Annotated in this window: 24 protein-coding genes; 13 read left to right on the top strand and 11 right to left on the bottom strand. The window is 71.5% G+C overall.

Annotated elements, in window-relative coordinates:
* Nucleotides 1-303: 303 nt before the first annotated feature.
* The 3 genes from DQ239_RS00250 (at nucleotide 304) to DQ239_RS00260 (ending at nucleotide 2326) form a co-directional block, all read left to right on the top strand.
* A complete protein-coding gene (locus tag DQ239_RS00250; RefSeq protein ID WP_199582414.1) occupies nucleotides 304-756 on the top strand; it encodes a GNAT family N-acetyltransferase in 453 nt (150 codons plus the stop codon).
* Between the two features lie 188 nt (nucleotides 757-944).
* The gene (locus tag DQ239_RS00255; RefSeq protein WP_233488580.1) at nucleotides 945-1391 is read left to right on the top strand and encodes a GNAT family N-acetyltransferase; all 447 of its coding nucleotides are present in this window, start codon (nucleotides 945-947) and stop codon (nucleotides 1389-1391) included.
* Nucleotides 1392-1705: 314 nt separating this feature from the next.
* Nucleotides 1706-2326, top strand: a complete 621-nt coding sequence (locus DQ239_RS00260; protein ID WP_113832274.1) for a gamma carbonic anhydrase family protein — start codon at nucleotides 1706-1708, stop codon at nucleotides 2324-2326.
* Between the two features lie 206 nt (nucleotides 2327-2532).
* On the opposite strand, the gene DQ239_RS00265 is transcribed toward DQ239_RS00260, so the two are convergent.
* Both DQ239_RS00265 and DQ239_RS00270 read right to left on the bottom strand, forming a co-directional pair.
* On the bottom strand, nucleotides 2533-3033 hold the full coding sequence (locus DQ239_RS00265) for an MmcQ/YjbR family DNA-binding protein (protein WP_113832275.1): 501 nt from the start codon (nucleotides 3031-3033) through the stop codon (nucleotides 2533-2535).
* A gap of 223 nt (nucleotides 3034-3256) precedes the next feature.
* On the bottom strand, nucleotides 3257-4159 hold the full coding sequence (locus DQ239_RS00270) for a LysR family transcriptional regulator (RefSeq protein WP_199582416.1): 903 nt from the start codon (nucleotides 4157-4159) through the stop codon (nucleotides 3257-3259).
* Nucleotides 4160-4277: 118 nt separating this feature from the next.
* Here DQ239_RS00270 and DQ239_RS00275 point away from each other — a divergent pair, with 118 nt between their 5' ends.
* Both DQ239_RS00275 and DQ239_RS00280 read left to right on the top strand, forming a co-directional pair.
* The gene (locus tag DQ239_RS00275; protein WP_233488582.1) at nucleotides 4278-5129 is read left to right on the top strand and encodes an EamA family transporter; all 852 of its coding nucleotides are present in this window, start codon (nucleotides 4278-4280) and stop codon (nucleotides 5127-5129) included.
* 127 nt (nucleotides 5130-5256) lie between these two features.
* On the top strand, nucleotides 5257-5613 hold the full coding sequence (locus tag DQ239_RS00280) for a nuclear transport factor 2 family protein (protein WP_113832278.1): 357 nt from the start codon (nucleotides 5257-5259) through the stop codon (nucleotides 5611-5613).
* A 92-nt stretch (nucleotides 5614-5705) separates the two neighbouring features.
* Here DQ239_RS00280 and DQ239_RS00285 read toward each other — a convergent pair whose 3' ends face one another.
* Nucleotides 5706-6491 carry an SDR family oxidoreductase gene (locus tag DQ239_RS00285; RefSeq protein ID WP_113832279.1) on the bottom strand — a complete coding sequence of 262 codons (786 nt, stop codon included), beginning with the start codon at nucleotides 6489-6491 and terminating at the stop codon, nucleotides 5706-5708.
* 272 nt (nucleotides 6492-6763) lie between these two features.
* On the opposite strand from DQ239_RS00285, the gene DQ239_RS00290 reads away from it, so the two are divergent.
* Together DQ239_RS00290 and DQ239_RS00295 are read left to right on the top strand one after the other, a co-directional pair.
* The gene (locus DQ239_RS00290) at nucleotides 6764-7183 is read left to right on the top strand and encodes a hypothetical protein (protein ID WP_147251928.1); all 420 of its coding nucleotides are present in this window, start codon (nucleotides 6764-6766) and stop codon (nucleotides 7181-7183) included.
* On the top strand, nucleotides 7147-7464 hold the full coding sequence (locus tag DQ239_RS00295) for a DUF6518 family protein (protein WP_233488585.1): 318 nt from the start codon (nucleotides 7147-7149) through the stop codon (nucleotides 7462-7464). The genes DQ239_RS00290 and DQ239_RS00295 overlap by 37 nt, the downstream gene beginning before the upstream one ends.
* Nucleotides 7465-7596: 132 nt before the next feature.
* Here DQ239_RS00295 and DQ239_RS00300 read toward each other — a convergent pair whose 3' ends face one another.
* The 6 genes from DQ239_RS00300 to DQ239_RS00325 form a co-directional block, all read right to left on the bottom strand.
* Entirely contained in the window at nucleotides 7597-7938 is a 342-nt protein-coding gene (locus tag DQ239_RS00300) for a type II toxin-antitoxin system PemK/MazF family toxin (protein WP_113832282.1), read from the bottom strand.
* Nucleotides 7935-8135, bottom strand: a complete 201-nt coding sequence (locus tag DQ239_RS00305; protein WP_113832283.1) for a hypothetical protein — start codon at nucleotides 8133-8135, stop codon at nucleotides 7935-7937. The genes DQ239_RS00300 and DQ239_RS00305 overlap by 4 nt, the downstream gene beginning before the upstream one ends.
* A 246-nt stretch (nucleotides 8136-8381) precedes the next feature.
* On the bottom strand, nucleotides 8382-8993 hold the full coding sequence (locus DQ239_RS00310) for a LysE family translocator (protein ID WP_113832284.1): 612 nt from the start codon (nucleotides 8991-8993) through the stop codon (nucleotides 8382-8384).
* Nucleotides 8994-9126: 133 nt separating this feature from the next.
* Nucleotides 9127-9534 carry a VOC family protein gene (locus tag DQ239_RS00315; protein ID WP_113832285.1) on the bottom strand — a complete coding sequence of 136 codons (408 nt, stop codon included), beginning with the start codon at nucleotides 9532-9534 and terminating at the stop codon, nucleotides 9127-9129.
* Between the two features lie 102 nt (nucleotides 9535-9636).
* A complete protein-coding gene (locus tag DQ239_RS20215; RefSeq protein ID WP_348519315.1) occupies nucleotides 9637-10218 on the bottom strand; it encodes a DUF4232 domain-containing protein in 582 nt (193 codons plus the stop codon).
* A gap of 80 nt (nucleotides 10219-10298) precedes the next feature.
* Complete coding sequence (locus DQ239_RS00325; protein WP_113832286.1) at nucleotides 10299-11090, bottom strand: SDR family oxidoreductase; 792 nt, start codon at nucleotides 11088-11090, stop codon at nucleotides 10299-10301.
* Between the two features lie 106 nt (nucleotides 11091-11196).
* Here DQ239_RS00325 and DQ239_RS00330 point away from each other — a divergent pair, with 106 nt between their 5' ends.
* Both DQ239_RS00330 and DQ239_RS00335 read left to right on the top strand, forming a co-directional pair.
* Nucleotides 11197-11700 (top strand): MarR family transcriptional regulator, encoded by a 504-nt coding sequence (locus DQ239_RS00330; RefSeq protein ID WP_113832287.1) that lies wholly within the window; start codon nucleotides 11197-11199, stop codon nucleotides 11698-11700.
* Between the two features lie 59 nt (nucleotides 11701-11759).
* Nucleotides 11760-12179, top strand: a complete 420-nt coding sequence (locus DQ239_RS00335) for a nuclear transport factor 2 family protein (protein ID WP_113832288.1) — start codon at nucleotides 11760-11762, stop codon at nucleotides 12177-12179.
* 13 nt (nucleotides 12180-12192) lie between these two features.
* On the opposite strand, the gene DQ239_RS00340 is transcribed toward DQ239_RS00335, so the two are convergent.
* Both DQ239_RS00340 and DQ239_RS00345 read right to left on the bottom strand, forming a co-directional pair.
* The gene (locus tag DQ239_RS00340) at nucleotides 12193-13125 is read right to left on the bottom strand and encodes an alpha/beta hydrolase (RefSeq protein WP_113832289.1); all 933 of its coding nucleotides are present in this window, start codon (nucleotides 13123-13125) and stop codon (nucleotides 12193-12195) included.
* A gap of 51 nt (nucleotides 13126-13176) precedes the next feature.
* The gene (locus tag DQ239_RS00345) at nucleotides 13177-14682 is read right to left on the bottom strand and encodes an NAD(P)/FAD-dependent oxidoreductase (protein ID WP_113832290.1); all 1506 of its coding nucleotides are present in this window, start codon (nucleotides 14680-14682) and stop codon (nucleotides 13177-13179) included.
* 284 nt (nucleotides 14683-14966) lie between these two features.
* Between DQ239_RS00345 and icmF the strand changes: the two genes are divergently transcribed.
* From icmF to DQ239_RS00365, 4 genes are all read left to right on the top strand, one after another.
* A complete protein-coding gene (icmF, locus tag DQ239_RS00350) occupies nucleotides 14967-18215 on the top strand; it encodes a fused isobutyryl-CoA mutase/GTPase IcmF (protein ID WP_113832291.1) in 3249 nt (1082 codons plus the stop codon).
* Complete coding sequence (locus tag DQ239_RS00355) at nucleotides 18212-18973, top strand: helical backbone metal receptor (protein WP_113832292.1); 762 nt, start codon at nucleotides 18212-18214, stop codon at nucleotides 18971-18973. The genes icmF and DQ239_RS00355 overlap by 4 nt, the downstream gene beginning before the upstream one ends.
* 96 nt (nucleotides 18974-19069) lie before the next feature.
* Entirely contained in the window at nucleotides 19070-19612 is a 543-nt protein-coding gene (locus DQ239_RS00360; protein ID WP_113832293.1) for a sigma-70 family RNA polymerase sigma factor, read from the top strand.
* A complete protein-coding gene (locus tag DQ239_RS00365) occupies nucleotides 19609-20712 on the top strand; it encodes a hypothetical protein (RefSeq protein WP_113832294.1) in 1104 nt (367 codons plus the stop codon). The genes DQ239_RS00360 and DQ239_RS00365 overlap by 4 nt, the downstream gene beginning before the upstream one ends.
* The last annotated feature ends 58 nt before the right edge of the window (nucleotides 20713-20770 follow it).

Genomic DNA, 20770 nt, shown 5'->3' on the forward strand with positions numbered 1-20770 from the left:
GCTTTGTGGGTGTACCGGCTCCTACTTCGAGCCTTCCCACGACGCAGGTCGCCGTCCGCGAGCTCGGCCGAACCTTGGCGACCGTGAGACGAACCGTCGCCGCGACGGTGCTGGCCGCCGGCCACCTCACCTCGGGCCGGGCGCAGCGCCAGCGCGCGGCGGACCCACCGGACGCATCACCACCGAGCCCACCCCATAGCCCGTGGTCCTCCCCTCGCCGACACCGTGTCGCAAGGACCCGAAGTCCGATCCAGTCAGGTCCGCGGCACGGACGTCGGTCACCGCAGCGGGAGGAACAGAGCCGTGGTCACGTTAATCCGTGAGGTCGAAGCTGGCGACGCCGAGCGGGTCGCCGCTCTGCTCGGCGAGCTTGGGTATCCGAGTACGCCGGAGCGCGTGCGCGAGCGCCTGGCGACCTGGCTGGGTGATCGGCACAGCCGAGTGCTGGTGGCCACCACAGCAAATCAACAGGTCGTGGGCTGTCTGTCGGTGCATGCCGTTCCCTATCTGGAGCGAGACGGACGCTGGGCGCGCATCGAGAGCCTGGTCGTCACCGAGTCCGCCCGCGGCACCGGGGTCGGCAGTGCTCTGCTCAAGGCCGCGGAGACGGCTGCCCGAGAATGGAAGTGCGACGGGATGGAGGTGACCAGCCACCGCAGTCGCGAGCAAGCCCACACCGTCTACCGCCACGTCGGGTACGAGGACGTGTGCGACCGAGGTGCCCGATTCTGGAAGCCGCTCCACCAATCGGCATGAAGGCTTTCCGCGATCGAGTGACGCCGCAATCGGCCCAGCTAACGACAGGCGCCAGGGCAATCCCCGAGGCACCTCGGGGCTCGTCAGCCGACGATGGCGGCGCAACGGACCCAGACCCAATTGTGCGAGGCGATCTTCGCGCCCTCGGGCGCCGGCCGCTGAGCGCCACGAAGCAGCGAGGTACAGACGTGCAGCAGCCACTGTCGGCGGACTACGCCATCGACGACAACCCCGCCCGCGTCGACCTCGACGTCGTGTGGCACTTCCTCTCGAGTGCGGCCTACTGGGGCCGCTGGCGCACACGCGACGACGTCGCCCGCCAGGTCCGCGGCGCCTGGCGAGTTGTCGGGGCCTACCGGGGACAGGACATGGTCGGATTCGCCCGTGCGATATCCGACGGGGTTGCCTTCGCTTACCTGGCAGACGTCTTCGTCCTACCAGAGCACCGGAAACGTGGGCTAGGCCGCCGGTTGGTGAACGCCATGATCGAACGCGGCGCAGGCCGGGGTTTCCGATGGCTGCTGCACACCGCTGACGCCCACGGCCTATACGCCGACTTCGGCTTCGCTCCGCCAGGCTCCACGCTCATGGAGCGGCCCGGCGCCCGCCCTGCGGTCCTGCCACCACCGTCCTGACTACAAGCAAACACGAGACCTCGACTGCCGTCCCGCAGAGGAACCCTCCTCGACATTGGCGGTCAGCCCCGCGATGGGTCGTCGGGTTGTTTCCCAGCGGTCCAGCCCGCGGAACGCCCGGCTCGTACCGGCGGCCGGACTCAACCGCTCATGCTCGCACCGAGCGCCGCAGCCTTGTGACGAGTCGTTTGAAACATGACCGAGCCGAGGGCATTTCCAAGCCTTCATAAGTCCCGGCGCGGTTCAAAATACAGGCATACCCGCCCCGACCTGAGGCGCTGTCCTGCCTCTTCCGAGGCGCCCATCCGCTCACCATGCCCGAGATCTGGAGGCTCACAGTGCACGTCAGGCACCGAGGTGGCACCCCGGCTGTTGATTCCACGGCCTACGTCGCGCCCAACGTCGTGTTGTCCGGGGACGTGAGCGTCGGGCCGGGCTGCCGCGTCCTTTACGGGGCTGTGCTCACCGCCGAAGGCGGGCCGGTGACCCTTGGGAACGGCTGCATTGTCATGGAGGGGGCCGTGCTGCGCGGCACCCCCGGTTCACCTCTCTCGCTGGGCGACGACGTGCTCGTCGGTCCGCATGCCTACCTCTCGGGATGCGAGGTGCGGGACCGCGCCTACATCGCTCGCGGCGTGACCGTGCTCAACGGCGCCTGCATCGAGGCAGATACCGAGTTGCGAATCAACGCTGTCGTCCACATCAATACCCGCATCCCCCAAGGGGAGACAGTACCGATTTCGTGGGTCGCCGTCGGCGACCCGGCCACCTGTTACCCACCCGACCGCCACGACGAGATCTGGGCCCTGCAGAAGCCGCTCGACTTCCCTCGCACCGCATTTCAGGTCGACCGCAATACGGAAGGGATGAGCGACATCATGCGCAAGTACGCCCGTGGGCTCGGACGGCACGCGGACGACGAAGTACTTCCATGAGCGACATCGCGGACGCCGGCCGCGATCGAGGATGCTGTAGCCGCCTCCGGCGAGGGCGCCGCACTCTGGGCTCGGAACACCCGAAGCCGGCCTTCGCGCGACAGCGCACAGCATGCCGTCCCGCTAGCTCATCCCCTACGGGACCGCCGGGCCAGCCGTGACGGCCTCTCCGAGGGATCGTGCGGCGTGAGCGGGCCGGCCGGGTTCTACCACTGGCTCGGCTTGGTGCCCCTTGGTGACGTCGACGAGGATGGCGAGATTCTCGTCCGGCGGGACCTGACCGGCGGCCGGACCGGCTCGGCCGACCCGGCCCGCTGACCGGCGTCCAGCGCGGCGACCCGCTGCGGCCCCGCGGTGAGCCGGTAGGACGTGTCGAGCAGCTCGCCGACCTCGTCCCAGTCCGCCGCCTCGTCCAGGTCCACACCGACCCACCCGTAGGGACCCAGATAGGCGGGCACGAAGAACCGTGGGGTCTCGAGGACGGCCTCACGTTCGTGCTCGTCGAGCAGGACGATCGCCGCCGTGTCGTGCTGCTCGTGGCCGCCGGCCCGCTTGACCGACCCGCCGTAGTAGGCGAACACCTTGGTGGTGAAGAATGTTGGGCGCCCGTGCGACACCTTCTCGGCGGCGTCTGGGAATGCCAGCGCCAGGTGCCTGAGCCGGGCCAGGGTCGGGTCGTCCTCGTCGAACATCCGCGTATGCGGCATCGCGGCCTCCCGGCGCGTTGATGGGTCGAGCCTGCCGGGTTTGGCCGCGGCGGGCCATACCGAGGCGATCCTCGCGGCGGTGCGCGAATCAGTCGGTGCGGGTTATCGATACTCCACCACCCTGCCGGGCTGCCACCGCCCAGCCAGCACCGGTAGACGGTGGTCGCTGCGATTACCTCCGCCACCTCGGGGCAGGCGACCCACGGCTGGAGTGTCCCGCAGCTCACGGCGATTGGCTCGGGGGCTCGATGACGGCGAGGAATGCTCGGGCGGCGGGGCTGGGGTTGAAGTCGCTCCAGGCGAGGTACTCGGCGCGGGCGGGCCCGTCGACGACGCGGATTGCGACCAGCCCGGGTTCCGTGGGTGAGAACTTCGAGGGCAAGAGCGTGATTGCCAGGTTCTGGCGAACCAGCCCGATCATGAGGTCGGTGGCCATGGCCTCAAAGGCGACGTCGCGGTCGAGTCCTGCCGCGGAGAAAGCCAGGTCGCTCTGGACGCGTCCGGGGGTTCCGGCCGGGAAGTCGATGAAGACCTCCTGCGCGAGGTCGGCCAGCCGCACCTCGTGGCGTTCGGCGAGCCGGTGGTCGCGGCTGGCAACGGCGATCAGCTGGTCGCTGGCCAGCAGTCGCCAGGCGACGCCTCTTGGTTCCCGACTCTTCGGCAGCCCGAGCAGGCCCACGTCGACCTCACCGCGTGCGATGGCTGCTTGCAGGTCATCGCTGCCGCCGACCTGCAGGGTGATCCGGACCTGCGGGTGCGCCTGGTAGAAGCGTCCCAGCGTGGCGGGCAGGTCGACGGCGGTCACCGTCGGGATGACGCCGACCGTCAGGCGTCCGCGCACCTGTCCGGCCGCGGCCGCCGCGTCGACCGCGGCGCGATCCGCGGCCTGCAGACTCACCCGCGCCGCGGGCAGGAACGCCTCACCCGCGGCGGTGAGCTCCACCCGCCGGCTGGTGCGGGCGAACAGCGCCACACCCAGCTCCGTCTCGAGAGCCTTGACCTGGTGACTGAGCGCTGACTGTACGACGAAGCACCGTGCAGCGGCGCGCGTGAAGCTGGCCTCCTCCGCCACCGCCACCACATACCTCAGCTGCCGCAACTCCACCGGATGATCGTGCCGGTACATCGATGCGATGACAACAATGCATTGGACTCATCGGTGCGGGCGGCAACACGATGAGTGGGTGAGCGCCACGACGGCCCCTGAGGCCCAGACCCGAGCCCCAGGTCGCGCTGGTTTGACGGTGCTCACCGCCGTCACCCCGGCGGTGTGGGGCACCACCTACATTGTGACCACCGAGCTGCTGCCGGCCGGTCATCCGATGTTTGCCGCGCTGGTCCGAGCCCTGCCGGCCGGACTCCTGGCGCTAGCCATCTCGAGCACCCTGCCCCACGGCGACTGGTGGTGGAAGGCCGCGGTGCTGGGCACGCTCAACATCGGCGCCTTCTTCCCGCTGCTCTTCGTCACCGCGGAGCGGCTGCCCGGCGGCGCCGCGGCGACGCTGGGAGCCATCCAGCCGATCATCGTGGCCTTTCTCGCCGTCGTCGTCCTCGGCGAACGACTCTCTGGCTGGCGGGTGGGCTGGGGAGTCGTCGGCGTGCTCGGCGTGGCCCTGGTCGTCCTCGGGCCCGACGCCGCGCTCGACCCGATCGGTGTCCTCGCTGGCCTGGCCGGCGCGGCGTCCGTGGGCCTGGGCATCACGCTCACCAAGCGTTGGGGCCGCCCCGACGGTGTCGGCGCACTCACCTTCGCCGGATGGCAGCTCACCGCCGGAGGCCTGGCCTTGCTCCCGAGCCTGCTCTTAGAGGGCGTCCCTGGTCAGGTCGACGCGCCCGCGATCGGCGGGTACCTGTGGCTCGGGCTGGTCGGCGGACTCCTCGCCTACACCCTCTGGTTCGCGGGCATCCGCCGGCTCCCCGTGACCGCCACGGCCCTGCTCGTCCTGCTCTCTCCGCTCGTCGCCGCAGCCCTCGGGCTGTGTCTGCTCGGCGAAAAACTCACGCCCCTGCAGTCCACCGGCTTCGTCCTCGCCCTAGCCGCCCTTCTCGCCGGGCAGCAGACTGCACCATTCACGAAAGGCCCACGCCACCCATGACGCTCGCCGTGTTTGGTGCCACCGGCATGGCCGGCAGACCGGTCGTCACCGGAGCGCTCATCCGCGGACACACCGCCGCAGCAGGGTTCGGCTTGCGGGGCAACCGCCGCTCCGGTGGTCTGGCCCCATGACCTCGTCTTCAGCCCGGGATCTGTACCGCCGGTGGCTCGATGAGCTCTGGGCCGGCCATCCAGGCGCAGCCGAGCAACTCGTTGGTGAGGACTTCGTCGGGCACTGGCCTAACCGGGACGTCCACGGGCCCGACGAACTGGCCGCCACCATCGCCGAGACCCGCGGCATGTTCACCGAGCTCACCTTTGAGCTAGCGGTGGGGCCCATCATCGACGGGGAGTTGGTCGCCGCTCGCTGGACCGGTCGCGGCGTCACCCCGGAGGGCAACATTTCCTTCTTCGGCAACGACATCCTGCGCGTGGCAGACGGCCGGTTCGTCGAGTATTGGACCGCCTCGTCCTCCGGGTCCTGACCATTCCCGCTGAGCGATCCCCGGCGAGACAGCGAGTCGCGCTGCTGAAGTCGCGCAGAACGTGGCCGTAGCGGGTTCGGCCTACGGCGCGGTCAGCTCGAGCCGCGGGCAGACCAACCGCCGTCGGAGGCGATGGTTTGGCCGGTCACCCAGTCTGCCTCGTCGCTGAGCAACCAAGAGACGAGGCGCGCGGTGTCCTCCGGTCGCCCCCACCGTCCTGCGGGCATCGCGTGCTCCACTCGGCGGCGCAGCTCCCCAGTGGCGTAGCCCGTGTCGTTGGGCCCGGGGTTGACGCAGTTAACGGTGATCTGGCGTGGCGCGAGCTCAACCGCAAGCGAGGCGGTTAGCTGCTGGACGACTGCCTTGGAGGCGATGTAGGGCAGCTCCTCAGGCATCGCCCCGTGGTACTGCCCGGAGGTGAACAGCACCACCCGCCCGCCCGGCGACCCATCGTGCTGCTCGACAAAGTGACGCATCAGCAGCAGCGTCGCACGGGCGTTCACTGCAAAAGAGGCGTCCAGCTCGCCTGCGGTCAGCGTCGCCAGCGACTGCCGCGAGCTGCGCGCATGGTTGGCCACCAGCGCGTCCACTCGCCCGAACGCCGAGGTAGCCGCCGCCATCACCTGCTGCGCGGCGTCGGGGTCTGCAAAGTCCGCTGACAGAAACTCCACGCTGACCCCGTCGCCGCGCAGCACCTCAGCGACACCCTGGCCACCGCCGGGATCCTCGCCCCAGGGCTGGCCACTGTCGTGCGGCGCCCAACCGGTCAAGAACAACTTCGTCGCCCCATCGGCCGCCAGACGATTGGCGACCGCCGCACCGATGCCGCCGCTACGGCTGACCCCGGTGACCAGTACAGCGCGGCCGTCAAGCGTCATCCGTGCAGGGTAGGCCCCTACTCGTACTGCCGGGGCCGTCCTCATGGACGATCGGCGTGCGGTACACCTCGAAGGTGGTGGGCACGCCCCGTCAACGACGGGGCCCGGTCTCTCCCGCCATGTTCAGTACAGCCTCAGGTGCGTGCGCTCAGCCGCTCGTGAGGCCGTAGGCCTGGCGTCACGGGACGCAAGCAAGGCCGGTCAGTCTTGTAGTGACTGCTGTGCGACTTGCACGCTCACCCGTGCGGGCCGGCCCTGCCACCCTATGCGGGATGGCGAACACGGCCACGGATCGTGAACGGGGGCCCGTGATGGAGACAAGTCGAGACGCGCGGCGGGCAGGATTCAGCCGTGCGGGCGAGCTGGTTCGGGCGCTCGTGCCCGCGGCCTTGGTCGCGGTGGCCCTGGCTGTCGTGGTCGTCTACGCCTACTACAACGACCCGTGGCGGCCGCTGGCGCACGTCTTGGGCCCGTGGGTGGCGCTGGCCGTTGCGGTCGCCTTTGGCCGGCCGCCCATGGTGGCGATCGGCGCCTCCGTCACGTCGCTTGCCGCCGGGGTGGTCACCTTCTTCATCGGCCTCAAGGTTGGCCACGACATTCGCTGGGGCGATTCGGCCAGCGTCATATCAACTGGGGCGACATCCAGCTGTGGCTGGTGCTCGCCGCCGTCGCAGGTGTCGGTTTTGGACTGATCGGCTCCACTGCCGGCCGCCCAGACTGGCGAGGAGCTGTCGCGACCGCCGTGCCGCTCGGGTTGCTCCTCGGGGATGCCTACCGGCGGCTGTCCGGCTGGGGGATGGACGTGGCCGTGGCTACCGACATCGTGCTGGCCATCGTCCTGTTCACGGTCGCGACCCGGCGCAATCGCGGCTCGCTGCTGACTCTGCTGCTCACCGTCGGCGCGACCGTCGCCGGCTTCGTCGTGGTCTCCGCGCCCGACTTCCTCGAGCAGCTCCTCATCGAGGGTCTCTGAACCCGTTCCTGCGACAGTCGTCGGCTCTCAACGATCGAGTCGTCGCCCACCGCGAACGGCTGGGTCTGAACTTTCCACGCATTCGCGGCTTGGAGTGCGTGACCGGTGGAAGATCTCTCGACGGGCGACGACCTATGGGGACTGGGGTGGGCTGGCGGCCTGTACTCCGAGGTAGTGGGCTACCGCCAACTCGACCTCGGCGAGGTGATCCCGAGTGAGGTAGTCGACGGGGTCGCCGATGACGTAGGCCACGTCGATCGAGCGGATCTGGTCGACCAGCAGGCGCGAGAGCCGACCAGCGATCTCGAGCTCAGGACGATGGATGGACGTGCCAGCGGAGGTGGAGGTCGGGATCACGGTGACCACGGACAACGGCGAGTCCGACGGGGACAGGACCAAGCCCAATCGCCTCCCACCCTGCTCGTGGCTTCGCGGGCGACCCAGATCGATCCGGTAGACCGCCCCGCGGATCACCAGGCCTCTGGCTCCGTGTTGACGTCCTCGCCCTTCAGTGCCTCGCTGTCAGCGCGGAACTGTGTCAACCAGCGCTCGTGGTCTAGGAGCCGTAGCGCGCGGCGCAGCGTGTCGGAGGTGCTCTCGCCAGGCTTCGCCGCCTCACGCAGGATGCGCTCGTCGTCAGGCGTCGGACGAAAGCCGATCGATGGAGGCATGGGCTCACTCTACCGAGCGTTCGACAAATGTCGTACAGAATCCTCCAGCAACCAACCCTCTTCCGGCTGGGCTGGCGCAGCACCGCCGAGCTATCTGAGCGTCCCCCGGACTGCGGCGCTCAGCGCGAGCATGAGCGATTGAGTCTGCCTGCCGGCACCAGCCGGGTTGTTCGGCAGGCTGGGCGGCTGCGGAAAAACAGACGACCCAACGTGGGCCTGGCCGTCAAGTGCCCGAGTAAGGATCGCTCAGCGGCCCTCCACGGCCAGGCGGCCGGCCAGCAGCACGTAGGTGGCGGCGAAGCTGCGGCGCAGCCAGGCCATCACCCTCGGGCGGCTGATGACCTGCGCTCTCATCGTGGCGGCGAACACCCCGTACAGGGCGAACACGACGAACGTGGCTGCCATGAAGACCACGCTCAACCCGGTCATGTGCCAGGCGGCGTTGGCGGCTCCCGCGGGCACGAACTGCGGCAGGAAGGCGAAGAAGAAGATCGTGAGCTTCGGGTTCAGCAGGTTGATCAGCACCGCGGTGCGGATCACCCGCCACGAGGGCACCGGGCGGGCGTCGGTGTCGGTCGTGATGGCGCCCGTCTCACGGATCGTCTGCCATGCCAGGTACAGCAAGTAGGCGACACCGAGCCACTTGACCGTCTGGAAGGCGACCGCGCTGGCGTTCAGGATCGCCGCCAACCCGGTGATCGCAGCGACCATGTGCGGGACGACTCCCAGCGTGCACCCGAAAGCGGCCACGAGGCCCGCTTTGGCGCCGCGTGCAAGGCCGGCGGCGATCGAGTACACCGCGCCCGTCCCCGGCGTGGCCACTACCACCAGCGTCGTCACCAGGAACGCGACAGTCATCGCCCAGCCCTTCCCGTCGGTGACCGCACGCTACCTCCGCGTCCTGCGTCCGGATCGTCGACCCAGGCCCGACGGTGACCGCGTTGTCCGGTCCGGGCTCACCGGCGGGGACCAGCGCGGCCGACGCCCAGTTTCACGCGGTCGAGCTGATGTTGACCATCCACTGGACGCCGAAGGGGTCGACGCACATGCCGAACTCGTCGCCCCACACCTGCTTCTCCAGCGGCATGGTGACCGAACCGCCGTCGGAGAGCTTCTCGAAGTAGCCGCGCAGCTCGGCGTCGTCCCCGCTGAGGCTGACGGAGATGTCGCTGCCGCCACGGGCCTCCATGCCGGCCGGTGCGTCGGAGGCCATGAGCGTGTAGCCCGAGGGCGTCTCGAGCTGAGCGTGCATGACCTTGTCCTCGTCGCCCGGAGCGGCCATCCCGCTCCCGCCGTAGGTGTCGACCGCCAGCTCACCGCCGAAGACATCCCGGTAGAACTCCATGGCCTGCCGGGCGTTGCCCGCGAAGCCGAGGTAGGGGTTGAGTCGAGACGGCATCGGGAGCTCCTTCGCGCTCGGCGGTGACGAGGCGAAGGTAGCGGGAACGGCACCGGTTCAGGGGCCTTGGGCGGCTGGCGCCGCTGCTCGACCGGTTCCTCGTCAGGTCGCCGGCGTCCAGGGGCCCACGGTGAGCCGCCCGGTGGTTCCCAGGTCGACCTGCAGGGCCACGACCTGCAGCTGCTCCTGCGGCGACGGCGTGACGGCGAGGTACGAGCCCGGCGTATTCGCCGCCCCCAGCTCCACCGTGTTCCGCCACAGCAGCACCGCCTGCGCCCGCTGGCCGGGCCCGAGGGTCAGCGGGGTGGGACCGGTGACCGCACCGGTGCCGATCGGGTCCGGGGTCTCGACCACCTCCACCTCGATCGGCTGCCGCTCCTCGTCGAGCAGCTCGAGGCCGGGATAGCCCGTAACCGGGTGCGGAGCGGAGCCGCAGTTGACCAGCGACAGCGTCACCGCCCGTTCGCCCGTCGCGGCATCCACCGGCCCCACGCCGACCCGCGCCCCCGAGGCCGGGCAGGAGTCCGACGCCGTCGACGGCGCCGTTCCCGACGCGCTCGACGTCGCGGCGCCGTCAGCCTCGGCAGACGGGTCGGTGCATCCGCCCGCCGCCAGCACGGCTGCCAGGACCAACGACAACCGGATCCGCGGGTGCCGTCGCGCTCGGCGCTCGTGGTCATGCACCCGGTGATCCTGGCAGGACGGCCCGCCCTGGGCATGCAGCGGTGCGGATCGAGCAGCGATGTGTCCCGTGGTGGTCCTCCTCAGAGCATCTGCACCAGGCGGCCACCGTCCGCGCGGAGGGCGCCGCCGTTGGTGGCCGAGGCCAGCGGGCTGGCGAGGTAGGCGACCAGGCTGGCCAGCTCGGCCGGCTGGAGGAAGCGCTGCACCAGCGAGCTGGTGTTGCCGGCGGCGATGGCCGCCTTCATGTCCTCCTCCGAGAGCCCCTGCAGCTCGGCGACGTGGCGGACGGCGGCCGCGACGCCGTCGCTGTACGTGGGGCCCCCGAGGACGGAGTTGACGGTGACCTGGGTGCCGCGGGTGAGCTTGGCCAGGCCGTTGCCCAGGGCGAGCAGCGCGGCCTTGCTGACCCCGTAGTCGATCATGTCCGCAGGGACGTCGACCCCCGATTCGCTGCTCACCATGACGATGCGCCCCCACCCCCGCTCGAGCATCCCGGGGAGCAGTTGCCGCGACAGCCGGACGGCGCTCATCAGGTTGACGTCCAGCACGCGACGCCAGTCCTCGTCCGTGCTCGCCGTGAAGTCCCGGAGCTCGAAGACTCCGACGTTGTTCACCAGGACGTCGACGTCGCCCACTGCACCGACGAGGCGGCGCACCTCGTCGTCGTCCGCGACGTCCCCGGCGACCCCTGTCACCTCGGCGCCGTTCTCGTCCGCACGGAGACGGCGCACGGCGTCGTCGACGCCGTCAGGGGTGCGGCCGTGCAGGACCACCGCCGCGCCCTCGGCGGCCAGGGCGCGGGCGACGGCGTAGCCGATGCCCCGCGTCGACCCGCTGATGAACGCCCGCTTGCCCGCCAGCTGCAGATCCATGTCCACTCCTCGTCCCGATCACTTGCTCAGGCAAGTGAAGCTACAGGTGACTTGCCTGAGCAAGTGAACTAGGCTCGGGGCATGTGCCGTCCCCGCCGCCCACGACATGGCTGAGGCCGCCGGCCCGGGTGCGTTCACCGACGACGAACTGCGGACGTGGTCCGGCCTGGCGACGGTGCTGGAGTGGCTGCCGCCCCTGCTCGACGCCCAGCTGCAGCGCGACGCCGGGCTCACCCACTTCGAGTACGGGGTGCTGTACGCGCTCTCCACGGCCCCTGAGCGCACCCTGCGCCTGAGCGTGCTGGCGGGCTACGCGAACAGCTCGCTGACGAGGCTGTCCCGCGCCGTGACCCGCCTGGAGCAGCGGCAGTGGGTCCGTCGCGCGACCGACCCGACCGACGGCCGCTACACCCTGGCGACCCTCACCGACCTCGGCCAGGACACCGTCGAGCAGGCCATGCCCGGGCACGTCGCGACCGTCCGGCAGCTGGTGCTCTCGCCCCTCACCGCGGCACAGCGCCGGCAGCTCGTCGACATCAGCCGGCGCATCCTCACCGCCGCCGGTCCGGGGGAGCCGTGGCGGGCCGGGGAGACCTCGGCCGAGGCGTGACGCGACCCCGCGACCGCGGACATTGAGCGCGGCGGGCGGCGCGAGGACCATCGCCGCCCATGGAACATGCCGCCGTCCGAGCGGTGCTCGACCACTACCTGACCCACAGCGCGGCGGGCGACGAAACGGCCGCGCACAGCATCTACCTCGACGACGCCGTCCTGGAGTTCCCGCAGTCCGGCGAGCGCTTCGAGGGCGTGGCCGCCTTCCTCCCCTGGCGCAGCCGCTACCCGGCCCGCGTCGAGTACCAGGTGCGGCGCCTCCGCGGGGCAGCCGACGTCTGGATCGCCGAGCTGCTGTTCCGGTACGACGGCGGGCCCTGGCAGCAGGCCCTCGACATCCTCGAGTTCCGCGGCGACAAGGTGGCTGCAGAGTCGATCTACGTGTTCGAGGGATGGGACGCGCCGGACTGGCGTGCCCGGTGGTGGGCGGCCCCGCCGCAGAGGCCTGGTGCAGAGCCGCCCACCACCGGCGACTGACGGGGTCCTGCTGTCAGCCGTGGAGGAGCTTCCGGAACTTCCCGCAGCTCTCCTCGATCGCCGACTTCGCGGCGGGGGAGAGGCCGCCCATGTCGAAAAAGCCGTGGATCAGGCCGTCGTACCGGGTGACGTCGACCTCCACGCCCGCGGCCTTCAGCGCCTCGCCGTAGGCCTCGCCCTCGTCGCGCAGCGGGTCGAACTCCGCCGTCACGATCACCGCCGGCGGCTGGCCGGTCAGGTCGGCGTGCAGCGGGGCCAGTCGCGGGTCCTTGGCGTCCTCCCAGGCTCCGGCGTAGTGGCCGTAGAACCAGTCCATGGTCGGCTGCTCGAGGAAGTAGCCGCGGGCGTTCTCGACCCGGGAGGCGTACTCGCCCTCGGCGTCGACGGCGGGGTAGATGAGCAGCTGCGCGGTGAGCGGCGTGCCCTCGGCGTGCAGGGTCTGCGCGACGACGGCGGCCAGGTTGCCGCCCGCGCTGTCACCGGCGACGCCGAGCCGGTCGTCCCCGCCGAAGCGGTCCCGGTTCGCGGCGATCCACCGCGCCGAGGCGATCGCGTCGTCCGCGGCGGCCGGGAAGGGGTGCTCCGGGGCCAGCCGGTAGTCCACGGAGACGACGACGGCCTCGGCGTCGCGGCAGACGTGCCGGGCCATGTTGTCGTGGGTCTCCAGGTCGCCGATGACCCAGCCGCCGCCGTGGAAGAACGCCACGGTGGGGAAGGGGCCCTCGCCCTCGGGCCGGTAGACCCGCGCCGGCAGGTCGCCCTCGGCGCCGGGGACGGTGATGTCCTCGGTGCTCGCCACGGGGACGACGTGCTCGGGGCTGCGCAGCCCGGCGGTCATCGCCAGGTACTGGGCGCGGCCGACGTCCGGCGCGTTCTCGTACATGGGCGGCAGGTCGGACTGCTCGGCCATGGCGAGCAGTGCGGCGATGTGCGGGTCGACCGGCACGGGTGGTTCTCCTGTCCTGGAGGGTGGGTCGGGACGTGGGGTGGCGGGGGATCAGCGGCGGTAGACGAGCCCGTCGTCGAGGTCGGCCGCGGGCAGGACGGCGCGCTCCTCGGTGTACTCCTTGTGGTGCGTCCAGGGCTCCCGGTCGCCGCGCTTGAACATCCGGTGCTGGGAGCGCATCACGTAGCCCGGGTTGAAGTTCTCCGGGTCCGACCAGTCCAGCAGCGGCATGTCGGCGTCCTCGGGCCGCAGCTGGGGGACGACGACGGGCGTGCCCTGCTCGTCCATCTTGGTCAGCAGCCGGCAGACGAACTGGCTCACCAGGTCCGCGCGCAGCGTCCAGCTGGCCCGGAAGTAGCCGAAGACGTAGGCCATGTTCGGCACGTTCGTGATCATGAGGCCGCGGTAGGTGACCTGCTGCGTGAAGTCCACCGGCTCGCCGTCGACGGTGAAGGCGACGTTGCCGAACAGCGACAGGTCGAACCCGGTGGCGGTGACGACGACGTCGGCCTCGAGCTCCTCGCCCGAGGTCAGCCGGATGCCTGTTGCGGTGAAGCGCTCGATGGTGTCGGTGACGACGGACGCGCGGCCCTCGCGGAGCGCGGTGAACATGTCGCCCTCGGGGACGACGGCCAGGCGCTGCTGCCACGGGCGGTAGGTCGGGTTGAAGTGCTTGTCGATGTCGAAGCCCTCGGGCAGCTGCGGGCGCATCTCCCCGATGAGGTACTCGCGCAGCGCGTCCGGGGTGTCGATGGACATGCGCCACAGCTCCTCGCCCAGCTTGAAGGAGGCGCGGCGCATGATCTCGTGGATCCACTCGTCGGGGATGTCCAGCGCCCGCAGCTGCTCGAGCAGCTCGGAAACCTTCGGCCGGGCGAGGAAGAACGTCGGCGAGCGCTGCAGCATCGTCACGTGCTTGGCGGTCTCGGCGATGGCGGGGATCAGCGTCGCCGCGGTCGCGCCCGAGCCGATGACGACGACCCGCTTGCCGGTGGCGTCGAAGTCGTCGGGCCACTTCTGCGGGTGCACGATCTGGCCGCGGAACGCGTCCATGCCCTCCCACTGCGGCTGGAAGGGCTTGTCGTGGTCGTAGTAGCCCTGGCACATCCACAGGAAGTCGGTGGTGAACCGCAGCTGCTCGCCGGTGTCCTCCCGGGTGACCTCGACGGTCCAGCGGCGCTCCTCCGACGACCAGCTCGCGGCGGTGACCCGGTGCCGGTAGCGGATGTGCTGCGCCAGGTCGTTCTCCTCGATCACCTCGTCGAGGTAGGCGAGGATCTCGTCGGCGGTCGCGATCGAGGGCCCGCGCCACGGCTTGAACCCGTACCCGAAGGTGAACAGGTCGCTGTCGGACCGCGCACCGGGGTAGCGGTGCGTCCGCCACGTGCCACCCCGCGCGTCGAGCGCGTCGAGGAGCAGGAAGCTGCGCCCCGGCTGCTCCTGCTGCAGGTGGTAGGCGGCGCCGATGCCGGAGATGCCCGCGCCGACGACGAGCACGTCGACGTGCTGGACGTCGGAGGTCGGAGCGGAGCCGGCGGCGGCCTCGATGGTGGTCATGGGCAACTCCCTGCGGGGCACGTGATGTACGTCGCAACCTACGCGGGCGATCCCCGCATTGCTAGAACGCCGCTCTGGTTCTGCGATCCGTGCCGGGCGCCCTCCGATCGTCCAGCGCTGCTGAGCCCTTGCCCGGGAGCCGGGGTCCAGCCGCTCGACGTGACGTTCCGCCGCGCCTCACCCCGGCGGAACGTCGGCCCGCGCGGCTGCACCGGGGAGTGAGGCCAGAGACGGCACGCCGGAGATACGTGGACGTCCTACTAGTTCCGCCGTACGGTGCGGACGTGACCGCGACCACACGCCAGGCGCCGCCCCTGCACACGCCGGTCCACCCCGTGCGCTTCCTGACCGCAGCGAGCCTCTTCGACGGGCACGACGCATCGATCAACATCATGCGGCGGATGCTGCAGAGCCAGGGCGCGGAGGTCGTCCATCTCGGACACGACCGCAGCGTCGACGCCGTCGTCCGGGCGGCACTCGAGGAGGACGTGCAGGGCGTGGCCCTCTCCTCCTACCAGGGCGGGCACGTCGAGTACTTCGGCTACCTCGTCGACCGGCTGGCCGAGGCCGGGGCGGGACACGTGCAGGTGTTCGGCGGCGGGGGCGGCGTCATCGTGCCCGACGAGATCGCCGCGCTCCGGGCGCGGGGCGTCACCATCTTCGCGCCCGAGGACGGCCAGCGCCTCGGCCTGCCCGGCATGGTCAACGAGCTCATCCGCGCCTGCGACGTCGACCTCGCGGCTCGGGAGCCCGACGTCGACGCGGTGCTCGCGGGCGACCCCGCCGCCCTGGCCCGGGCCGTCACGGTGCTCGAGAGCGGTCGCTCCCCCCGGCTGGCCGAGGAGCTCCGCGCCGCGGCCGCGCGTCGCCGCGTCCCGGTCCTCGGCATCACCGGCACGGGCGGCTCCGGGAAGTCCTCGCTGACCGACGAGCTGCTGCGCCGGCTGCGGCTGGACCAGGAGGACAAGCTGCGCGTCGCCGTCCTCGCCGTCGACCCCACGCGGCGGCGGGGCGGCGGGGCGCTGCTGGGCGACCGCATCCGGATGAACGCCCTGGACGTCGCCGGCTCCCGCACCTTCTTCCGCTCGATGGCCACCCGCACCGCCGGCGCCCAGGTGCCCGAGCACCTCGGCGACGTGATCGCGGCGGTCCAGGCCGCCGGCGTGGACCTGGTCATCGTGGAGACGCCGGGCATCGGGCAGGGCGACGCCGCGATCGTCCCGTTCAGCGACGTCTCGTTGTACGTCATGACGCCGGAGTTCGGCGCCGCCTCGCAGCTGGAGAAGATCGACATGCTCGACTTCGCCGACGTCGTGGCGATCAACAAGTTCGAGCGGCGGGGGGCGGAGGACGCCCGCCGCGACGTCGCCCGCCAGCTGGTGCGCAACCGCGAGGCGTTCGGGGTGCCGTGGGAGGAGATGCCGGTCTTCGGCACCAGCGCCGCGCGCTTCAACGACGACGGCGTCACCGCGCTGTACCAGCACCTGCGCGGGCTGCTGACCGACGCCGGGCTGCCCGTCGGCACCGGCGTCCTCCCGCACGTCGACGTCCGGGCCTCGTCGGGGCTGACCAGCGTCGTCCCCGCGCAGCGGTCCCGCTACCTGGCCGAGATCAGCGAGGCGGTGCGCGGCTACCGCGCCGTCACCGCGGCGCAGGCCGACGTGGCGCGCCGCCGGCAGCACCTCACCACCGCGGCCGAGGTACTCGACGGGGCCGCCGCCGAGGCCGCCCGCCTCGCCGCGGAAGCGGCCGCGGCCGAGCTGCTGCCCGACGTGCGCGGGCTGCTCGACGGGTGGCCCGCCGTGGTCGAGGCGTACGCGGGGGAGGAGTACGGCTACGCGGTCCGCGGCACCGAGGTCCGCACCCCGCTGACCCGCACCACGCTGTCGGGCACCGCCGTCCGCCGGGTGTCGCTGCCTCGCACCCGGGACGACGCCGAGCTGCTGCGCTTCCTCCGCGCGGAGAACCTGCCCGGCGCCTTCCCCTTCACCGCCGGCGTCTTCCCGTTCAAGCGCGCCGGGGAGGCGCCGGCCCGGATGTTCGCCGGCGAGGGCGACGCGTTTCGCACCAACCGGCGGTTCCGGCTGCTGTCGGCCGGCAGCGAGGCGACCCGGCTGTCGACCGCGTTCGACTCGGTGACCCTGTACGGCCGCGACCCCGACCCGCGCCCGGACGTCTACGGCAAGGTCGGCACCTCGGGGGTCTCGATCGCCACGGTCGAGGACATGACGGCGCTCTACGACGGCTTCGACCTCTGCGCGCCGACGACGTCGGTGTCCATGACCATCAACGGGCCGGCGCCGACGATCCTGGCGATGTTCCTGACCACCGCGATCGACCAGCGGCTGGCCCGGTTCCGCGAGGAGGAGGGGCGCGAGCCCGACGCCGCCGAGGCCGAGGAGATCCGCGCCTGGGTGCTGGCCACCGTCCGCGGCACGGTGCAGGCCGACATCCTCAAGGAGGACCAGGGCCAGAACACCTGCATCTTCTCCACCGAGTTCGCGCTGCGCTGCATGGGCGACATCCAGCAGTGGTTCATCGACCACGGCGTCCGCAACTTCTACTCGGTCTCCATCTCCGGCTACCACATCGCCGAGGCCGGGGCGAACCCCATCAGCCAGCTCGCCTTCACCCTGGCCAACGGGTTCACCTACGTGGAGAGCTACCTCGCGCGCGGGATGGACGTCGACGACTTCGCGCCCAACCTCTCCTTCTTCTTCTCCAACGGGATGGACGCCGAGTACTCGGTCATCGGCCGCGTCGCCCGCCGCATCTGGGCCGTCGCGATGCGGGAGAAGTACGGCGCGGGGGAGCGGTCGCAGAAGCTCAAGTACCACGTGCAGACCTCGGGCCGGTCGCTGCACGCGCAGGAGATGGACTTCAACGACATCCGCACCACGCTGCAGGCGCTGTGCGCCATCTACGACAACGCCAACAGCCTGCACACCAACGCCTACGACGAGGCGGTGACGACGCCGGGCGAGCAGTCCGTGCGCCGGGCCCTGGCCATCCAGAGGATCATCGACCAGGAGTGGGGGCTGGCCGGCAACGAGAACCCGCTGCAGGGCTCGTTCGTGATCGAGGAGCTCACCGACCTGGTCGAGGAGGCGGTGCTGGCGGAGTTCGACCGGATCGCCGAGCGCGGGGGAGTGCTGGGTGCGATGGAGACCGGCTACCAGCGCGGCCGCATCCAGGACGAGTCGATGCTCTACGAGCACCGCAAGCACGACGGCAGCCTGCCGATCATCGGCGTCAACACCTTCCTGGCGCCCGACCGCGGCGACGCCCCGCCGGCCCCCGTCGAGCTGGCGCGGGCGACCGAGGCGGAGAAGCGCTCGCAGCTGGACCGGCTGGCGGCCTTCCACGCGGCCCACGCCGCGGAGGCACCCGCGGCGCTGGCCCGGCTGCAGCGAGTGGCGATGGAGGGCGGCAACGTCTTCGCCGAGCTGATGGAGACCGTCCGGGTGTGCAGCCTGGGGCAGATCACCGAGGCGTTCTTCGAGGTGGGCGGCCAGTACCGCCGCAACGTATGACGGGCCTCCACGACGACCTGGGGACGGCGGTCGGGTTGCCTCGGCCGCCGCGGCGGGTGGTCTCGCTCGTGCCGTCGCTGACCGAGGCGCTGGCGGTCACGGTGCCCGACCGGCTCGTGGGCGCCACCGACTGGTGCACCCACCCCGCCGGCCTCGACGTGGCCCGGGTGCGAGGCACCAAGAACCCCGACCGCGCCGCGATCGCCGCGCTCGCCCCCGACCTGGTGATCGCCAACCGGGAGGAGAACCGGCAGCTGGACGTGCAGCGCCTCCGCGCGGCCGGCATCCCGGTATGGGTCACCGTCATCGAGTCCCTCGACCAGGCGCTGACCTCGATGCGCCGGCTGGTCACCGAGGTGCTGGACGTGGGGGGGCCGGAATGGCTGCGCACCGCCGCGGCGCAGTGGGCGCAGCCCGCACCGGAGCCGGAGCTGCGGGTCGCCGTCCCCATCTGGCGGGACCCCTGGATGGTGGTGGGCAGCCGCACCTTCGCCGGGGACGTGCTGGCCCGGCTGGGGCTCCGCAACGCCTTCGCCGACGACGCCGAGCGCTACCCCCGCGTCGACCCGGCCCGGCTGCGCGACGCCGGTCTGGACGCCGTGCTGCTGCCCGACGAGCCGTACGCCTTCACCGCCGACGACGGGCCCGAGGCGTTCCCCGGCGTCCGGACGGTGCTGGTCTCCGGGCGCGACCTCACCTGGTACGGCCCCTCGCTGGCGGAGGCCCGGAGGCGACTGCTGGCCGCCGTCCGGGGGTGAGCTGCCCGGCGAGGAGTTCCCGGGACCGCCCTGTAACGCTGGAGCGCAACCGGACATGTACTCCACGTGATCGCGATGCAAGGGCCACCACCAGACATGACCCGCCCCGACCAGCTCGGTGACGACTTCGAACGGGTGTACCGCGCGTGCGGCACCGCGGTCCTCGGCTACGCGCTCCGGCGCGCGGCGTCCCGCGAGGACGCACTCGACGTCGTCGCCGAGACGTTCGCGACCGCGTGGCGACGCCGGACCGAGCTGCCGCCCGATCCCGGCGACGCCCGCCCCTGGCTGTTCGGCATCGCGCGGAACTGCCTGGCCAACTCCCTGCGCGGCACCGGACGCGCCGGCCGGTTGGGCGAGCGCCTGGCCGCGGCGTTCGATCCCGGCGCCGTACCGGACCCGGCGGTCGTGCACGAGCAGTCCGTCGACGCCCGGCGGGTGCGCACCGCCTTGCTGGCCCTGTCCGAGGAGGACCGCGAGCTGCTCACGCTGGTCGCCTGGGAAGGGCTCAGCCCCGCCGAGGTCGCCACCGCGCTGGGCCTCCCCGCCGGCACCGTCCGGGTGCGCCTGCATCGCGCCCGCGGCCGGCTCCGCACCGCTCTCGCCCTGTCCGCTTCCCCCGAGGAGAACCTCCGATGACCACCGACCGCGAGCTGGACGCCCTCCTGGACGGGGCCGCCGTCGTGCGCGACACCGACCTGCCCGCCCTGCCCGACCACTTCCTCGCCGAGCTCCGGACCACGGCCGACGAGCCGGCGTCCGTGCTCGCCGCCCGCCAGCTGGTGGCCGACGCACACGTGCGGCGACGCCCGCGTCGGAAGGTCCTCCTGCGCGCCGGTGGCGCGGTGACGGCCATCGCCGCGACGTTCGCCGTCGCCGTCCTGGTCACCCCGGCCGACCGGCCCGCGACCCGGGAGGCGCTCCCGTCCCCGACGGCGGAGGCGCCCGCGGCCGGCCTCAGCCTCGTGGCCGCCGAGCAGGCCACCTTCCCGTTCTCCCTCGACCCGGTGCCCACCGGGCTCACCGCGACGTTCAGCCGGTGGGGTGGGGTCGCCTACTACCCCGGGCAACCCCTGGTCCACAGCGCGGACTACTCCTCCCCGGACGGCGACCGGGTCCTGGTCCGGCTCTTCCAGGAGGACCCACGGACGTGGCCGGACGCCGACGACTGGTCGCTCGACGAGCCGGTCACCGGCACCGCGGCCGTGACCGTCGACGGCCCGCCGGCCGAGGTCCGGGGCGGCAACGGCTACGTGACCCTGCTCTGGGAACGGGGCGACGGCACGTGGGTCCAGCTGCTCGGTGAGGGGGTCTACGGCACGTCTGCCGCGGCGGTCGGCGTGGCGAAGTCCGTCGTCGACCGGCCCCAGCCCGTGGGGCTGCAGTTCGGGCTGGCACCGGCCGGCTGGTCGATCGGGGGATACGAGGAGAGCCGCAGCCTGGACCTGGTCAGCGACACCGATCCGCAGCTGCTGCTGCGCCTGAGCCTGATCGGCCGGGAGGGCGGGCTGACGGTCGACACCGCGCTCACCGGCACGGAACTGGCGGCCCCGGTCGAGCCGGTGACCGTCAAGGGCCTCGAGGGCCGGTTGAGGCTCGTGGCGGGCCAGGGCAACCCGGACTTCTGGCAGCTGGTCGGCCAGATCCCCGACGGCCCGATGTTCCTGCTCGTGGGCCCGCAGGAGCTCACCCGGGAGCAGATGCTGCTCATCGCCGAGCAGGTCACCTACACGCCGTGAACCCGGCCGCCGTCGTCCGCTGCCGCTCCGGCCGCGGACGGCGGCGGCGCGCCCGGGG

It is taken from the genome of Blastococcus sp. TF02-09 (assembly GCF_003319105.1).
In the GTDB taxonomy this organism is placed as follows: domain Bacteria; phylum Actinomycetota; class Actinomycetes; order Mycobacteriales; family Geodermatophilaceae; genus Blastococcus.

What these genes read in the sequence shown, in the direction of transcription:
- DQ239_RS00315 (WP_113832285.1), bottom strand. Translation starts at nt 9,534, where the DNA reads ATGCCGTCTCGACTCAACCCCTACCTCGGCTTCGCGGGCAACGCCCGG.
- DQ239_RS00290 (WP_147251928.1), top strand. Translation starts at nt 6,764, where the DNA reads ATGGCGAACACGGCCACGGATCGTGAACGGGGGCCCGTGATGGAGACA.
- DQ239_RS00270 (WP_199582416.1), bottom strand. Translation starts at nt 4,159, where the DNA reads ATGTACCGGCACGATCATCCGGTGGAGTTGCGGCAGCTGAGGTATGTG.
- DQ239_RS00330 (WP_113832287.1), top strand. Translation starts at nt 11,197, where the DNA reads ATGGCTGAGGCCGCCGGCCCGGGTGCGTTCACCGACGACGAACTGCGG.
- DQ239_RS00360 (WP_113832293.1), top strand. Translation starts at nt 19,070, where the DNA reads ATGACCCGCCCCGACCAGCTCGGTGACGACTTCGAACGGGTGTACCGC.
- DQ239_RS00325 (WP_113832286.1), bottom strand. Translation starts at nt 11,090, where the DNA reads ATGGATCTGCAGCTGGCGGGCAAGCGGGCGTTCATCAGCGGGTCGACG.
- DQ239_RS00310 (WP_113832284.1), bottom strand. Translation starts at nt 8,993, where the DNA reads ATGACTGTCGCGTTCCTGGTGACGACGCTGGTGGTAGTGGCCACGCCG.
- DQ239_RS00305 (WP_113832283.1), bottom strand. Translation starts at nt 8,135, where the DNA reads ATGCCTCCATCGATCGGCTTTCGTCCGACGCCTGACGACGAGCGCATC.
- DQ239_RS00365 (WP_113832294.1), top strand. Translation starts at nt 19,609, where the DNA reads ATGACCACCGACCGCGAGCTGGACGCCCTCCTGGACGGGGCCGCCGTC.
- DQ239_RS00265 (WP_113832275.1), bottom strand. Translation starts at nt 3,033, where the DNA reads ATGCCGCATACGCGGATGTTCGACGAGGACGACCCGACCCTGGCCCGG.
- DQ239_RS00285 (WP_113832279.1), bottom strand. Translation starts at nt 6,491, where the DNA reads ATGACGCTTGACGGCCGCGCTGTACTGGTCACCGGGGTCAGCCGTAGC.
- DQ239_RS00355 (WP_113832292.1), top strand. Translation starts at nt 18,212, where the DNA reads ATGACGGGCCTCCACGACGACCTGGGGACGGCGGTCGGGTTGCCTCGG.
- DQ239_RS00260 (WP_113832274.1), top strand. Translation starts at nt 1,706, where the DNA reads ATGCCCGAGATCTGGAGGCTCACAGTGCACGTCAGGCACCGAGGTGGC.
- DQ239_RS00280 (WP_113832278.1), top strand. Translation starts at nt 5,257, where the DNA reads ATGACCTCGTCTTCAGCCCGGGATCTGTACCGCCGGTGGCTCGATGAG.
- DQ239_RS00335 (WP_113832288.1), top strand. Translation starts at nt 11,760, where the DNA reads ATGGAACATGCCGCCGTCCGAGCGGTGCTCGACCACTACCTGACCCAC.
- DQ239_RS00345 (WP_113832290.1), bottom strand. Translation starts at nt 14,682, where the DNA reads ATGACCACCATCGAGGCCGCCGCCGGCTCCGCTCCGACCTCCGACGTC.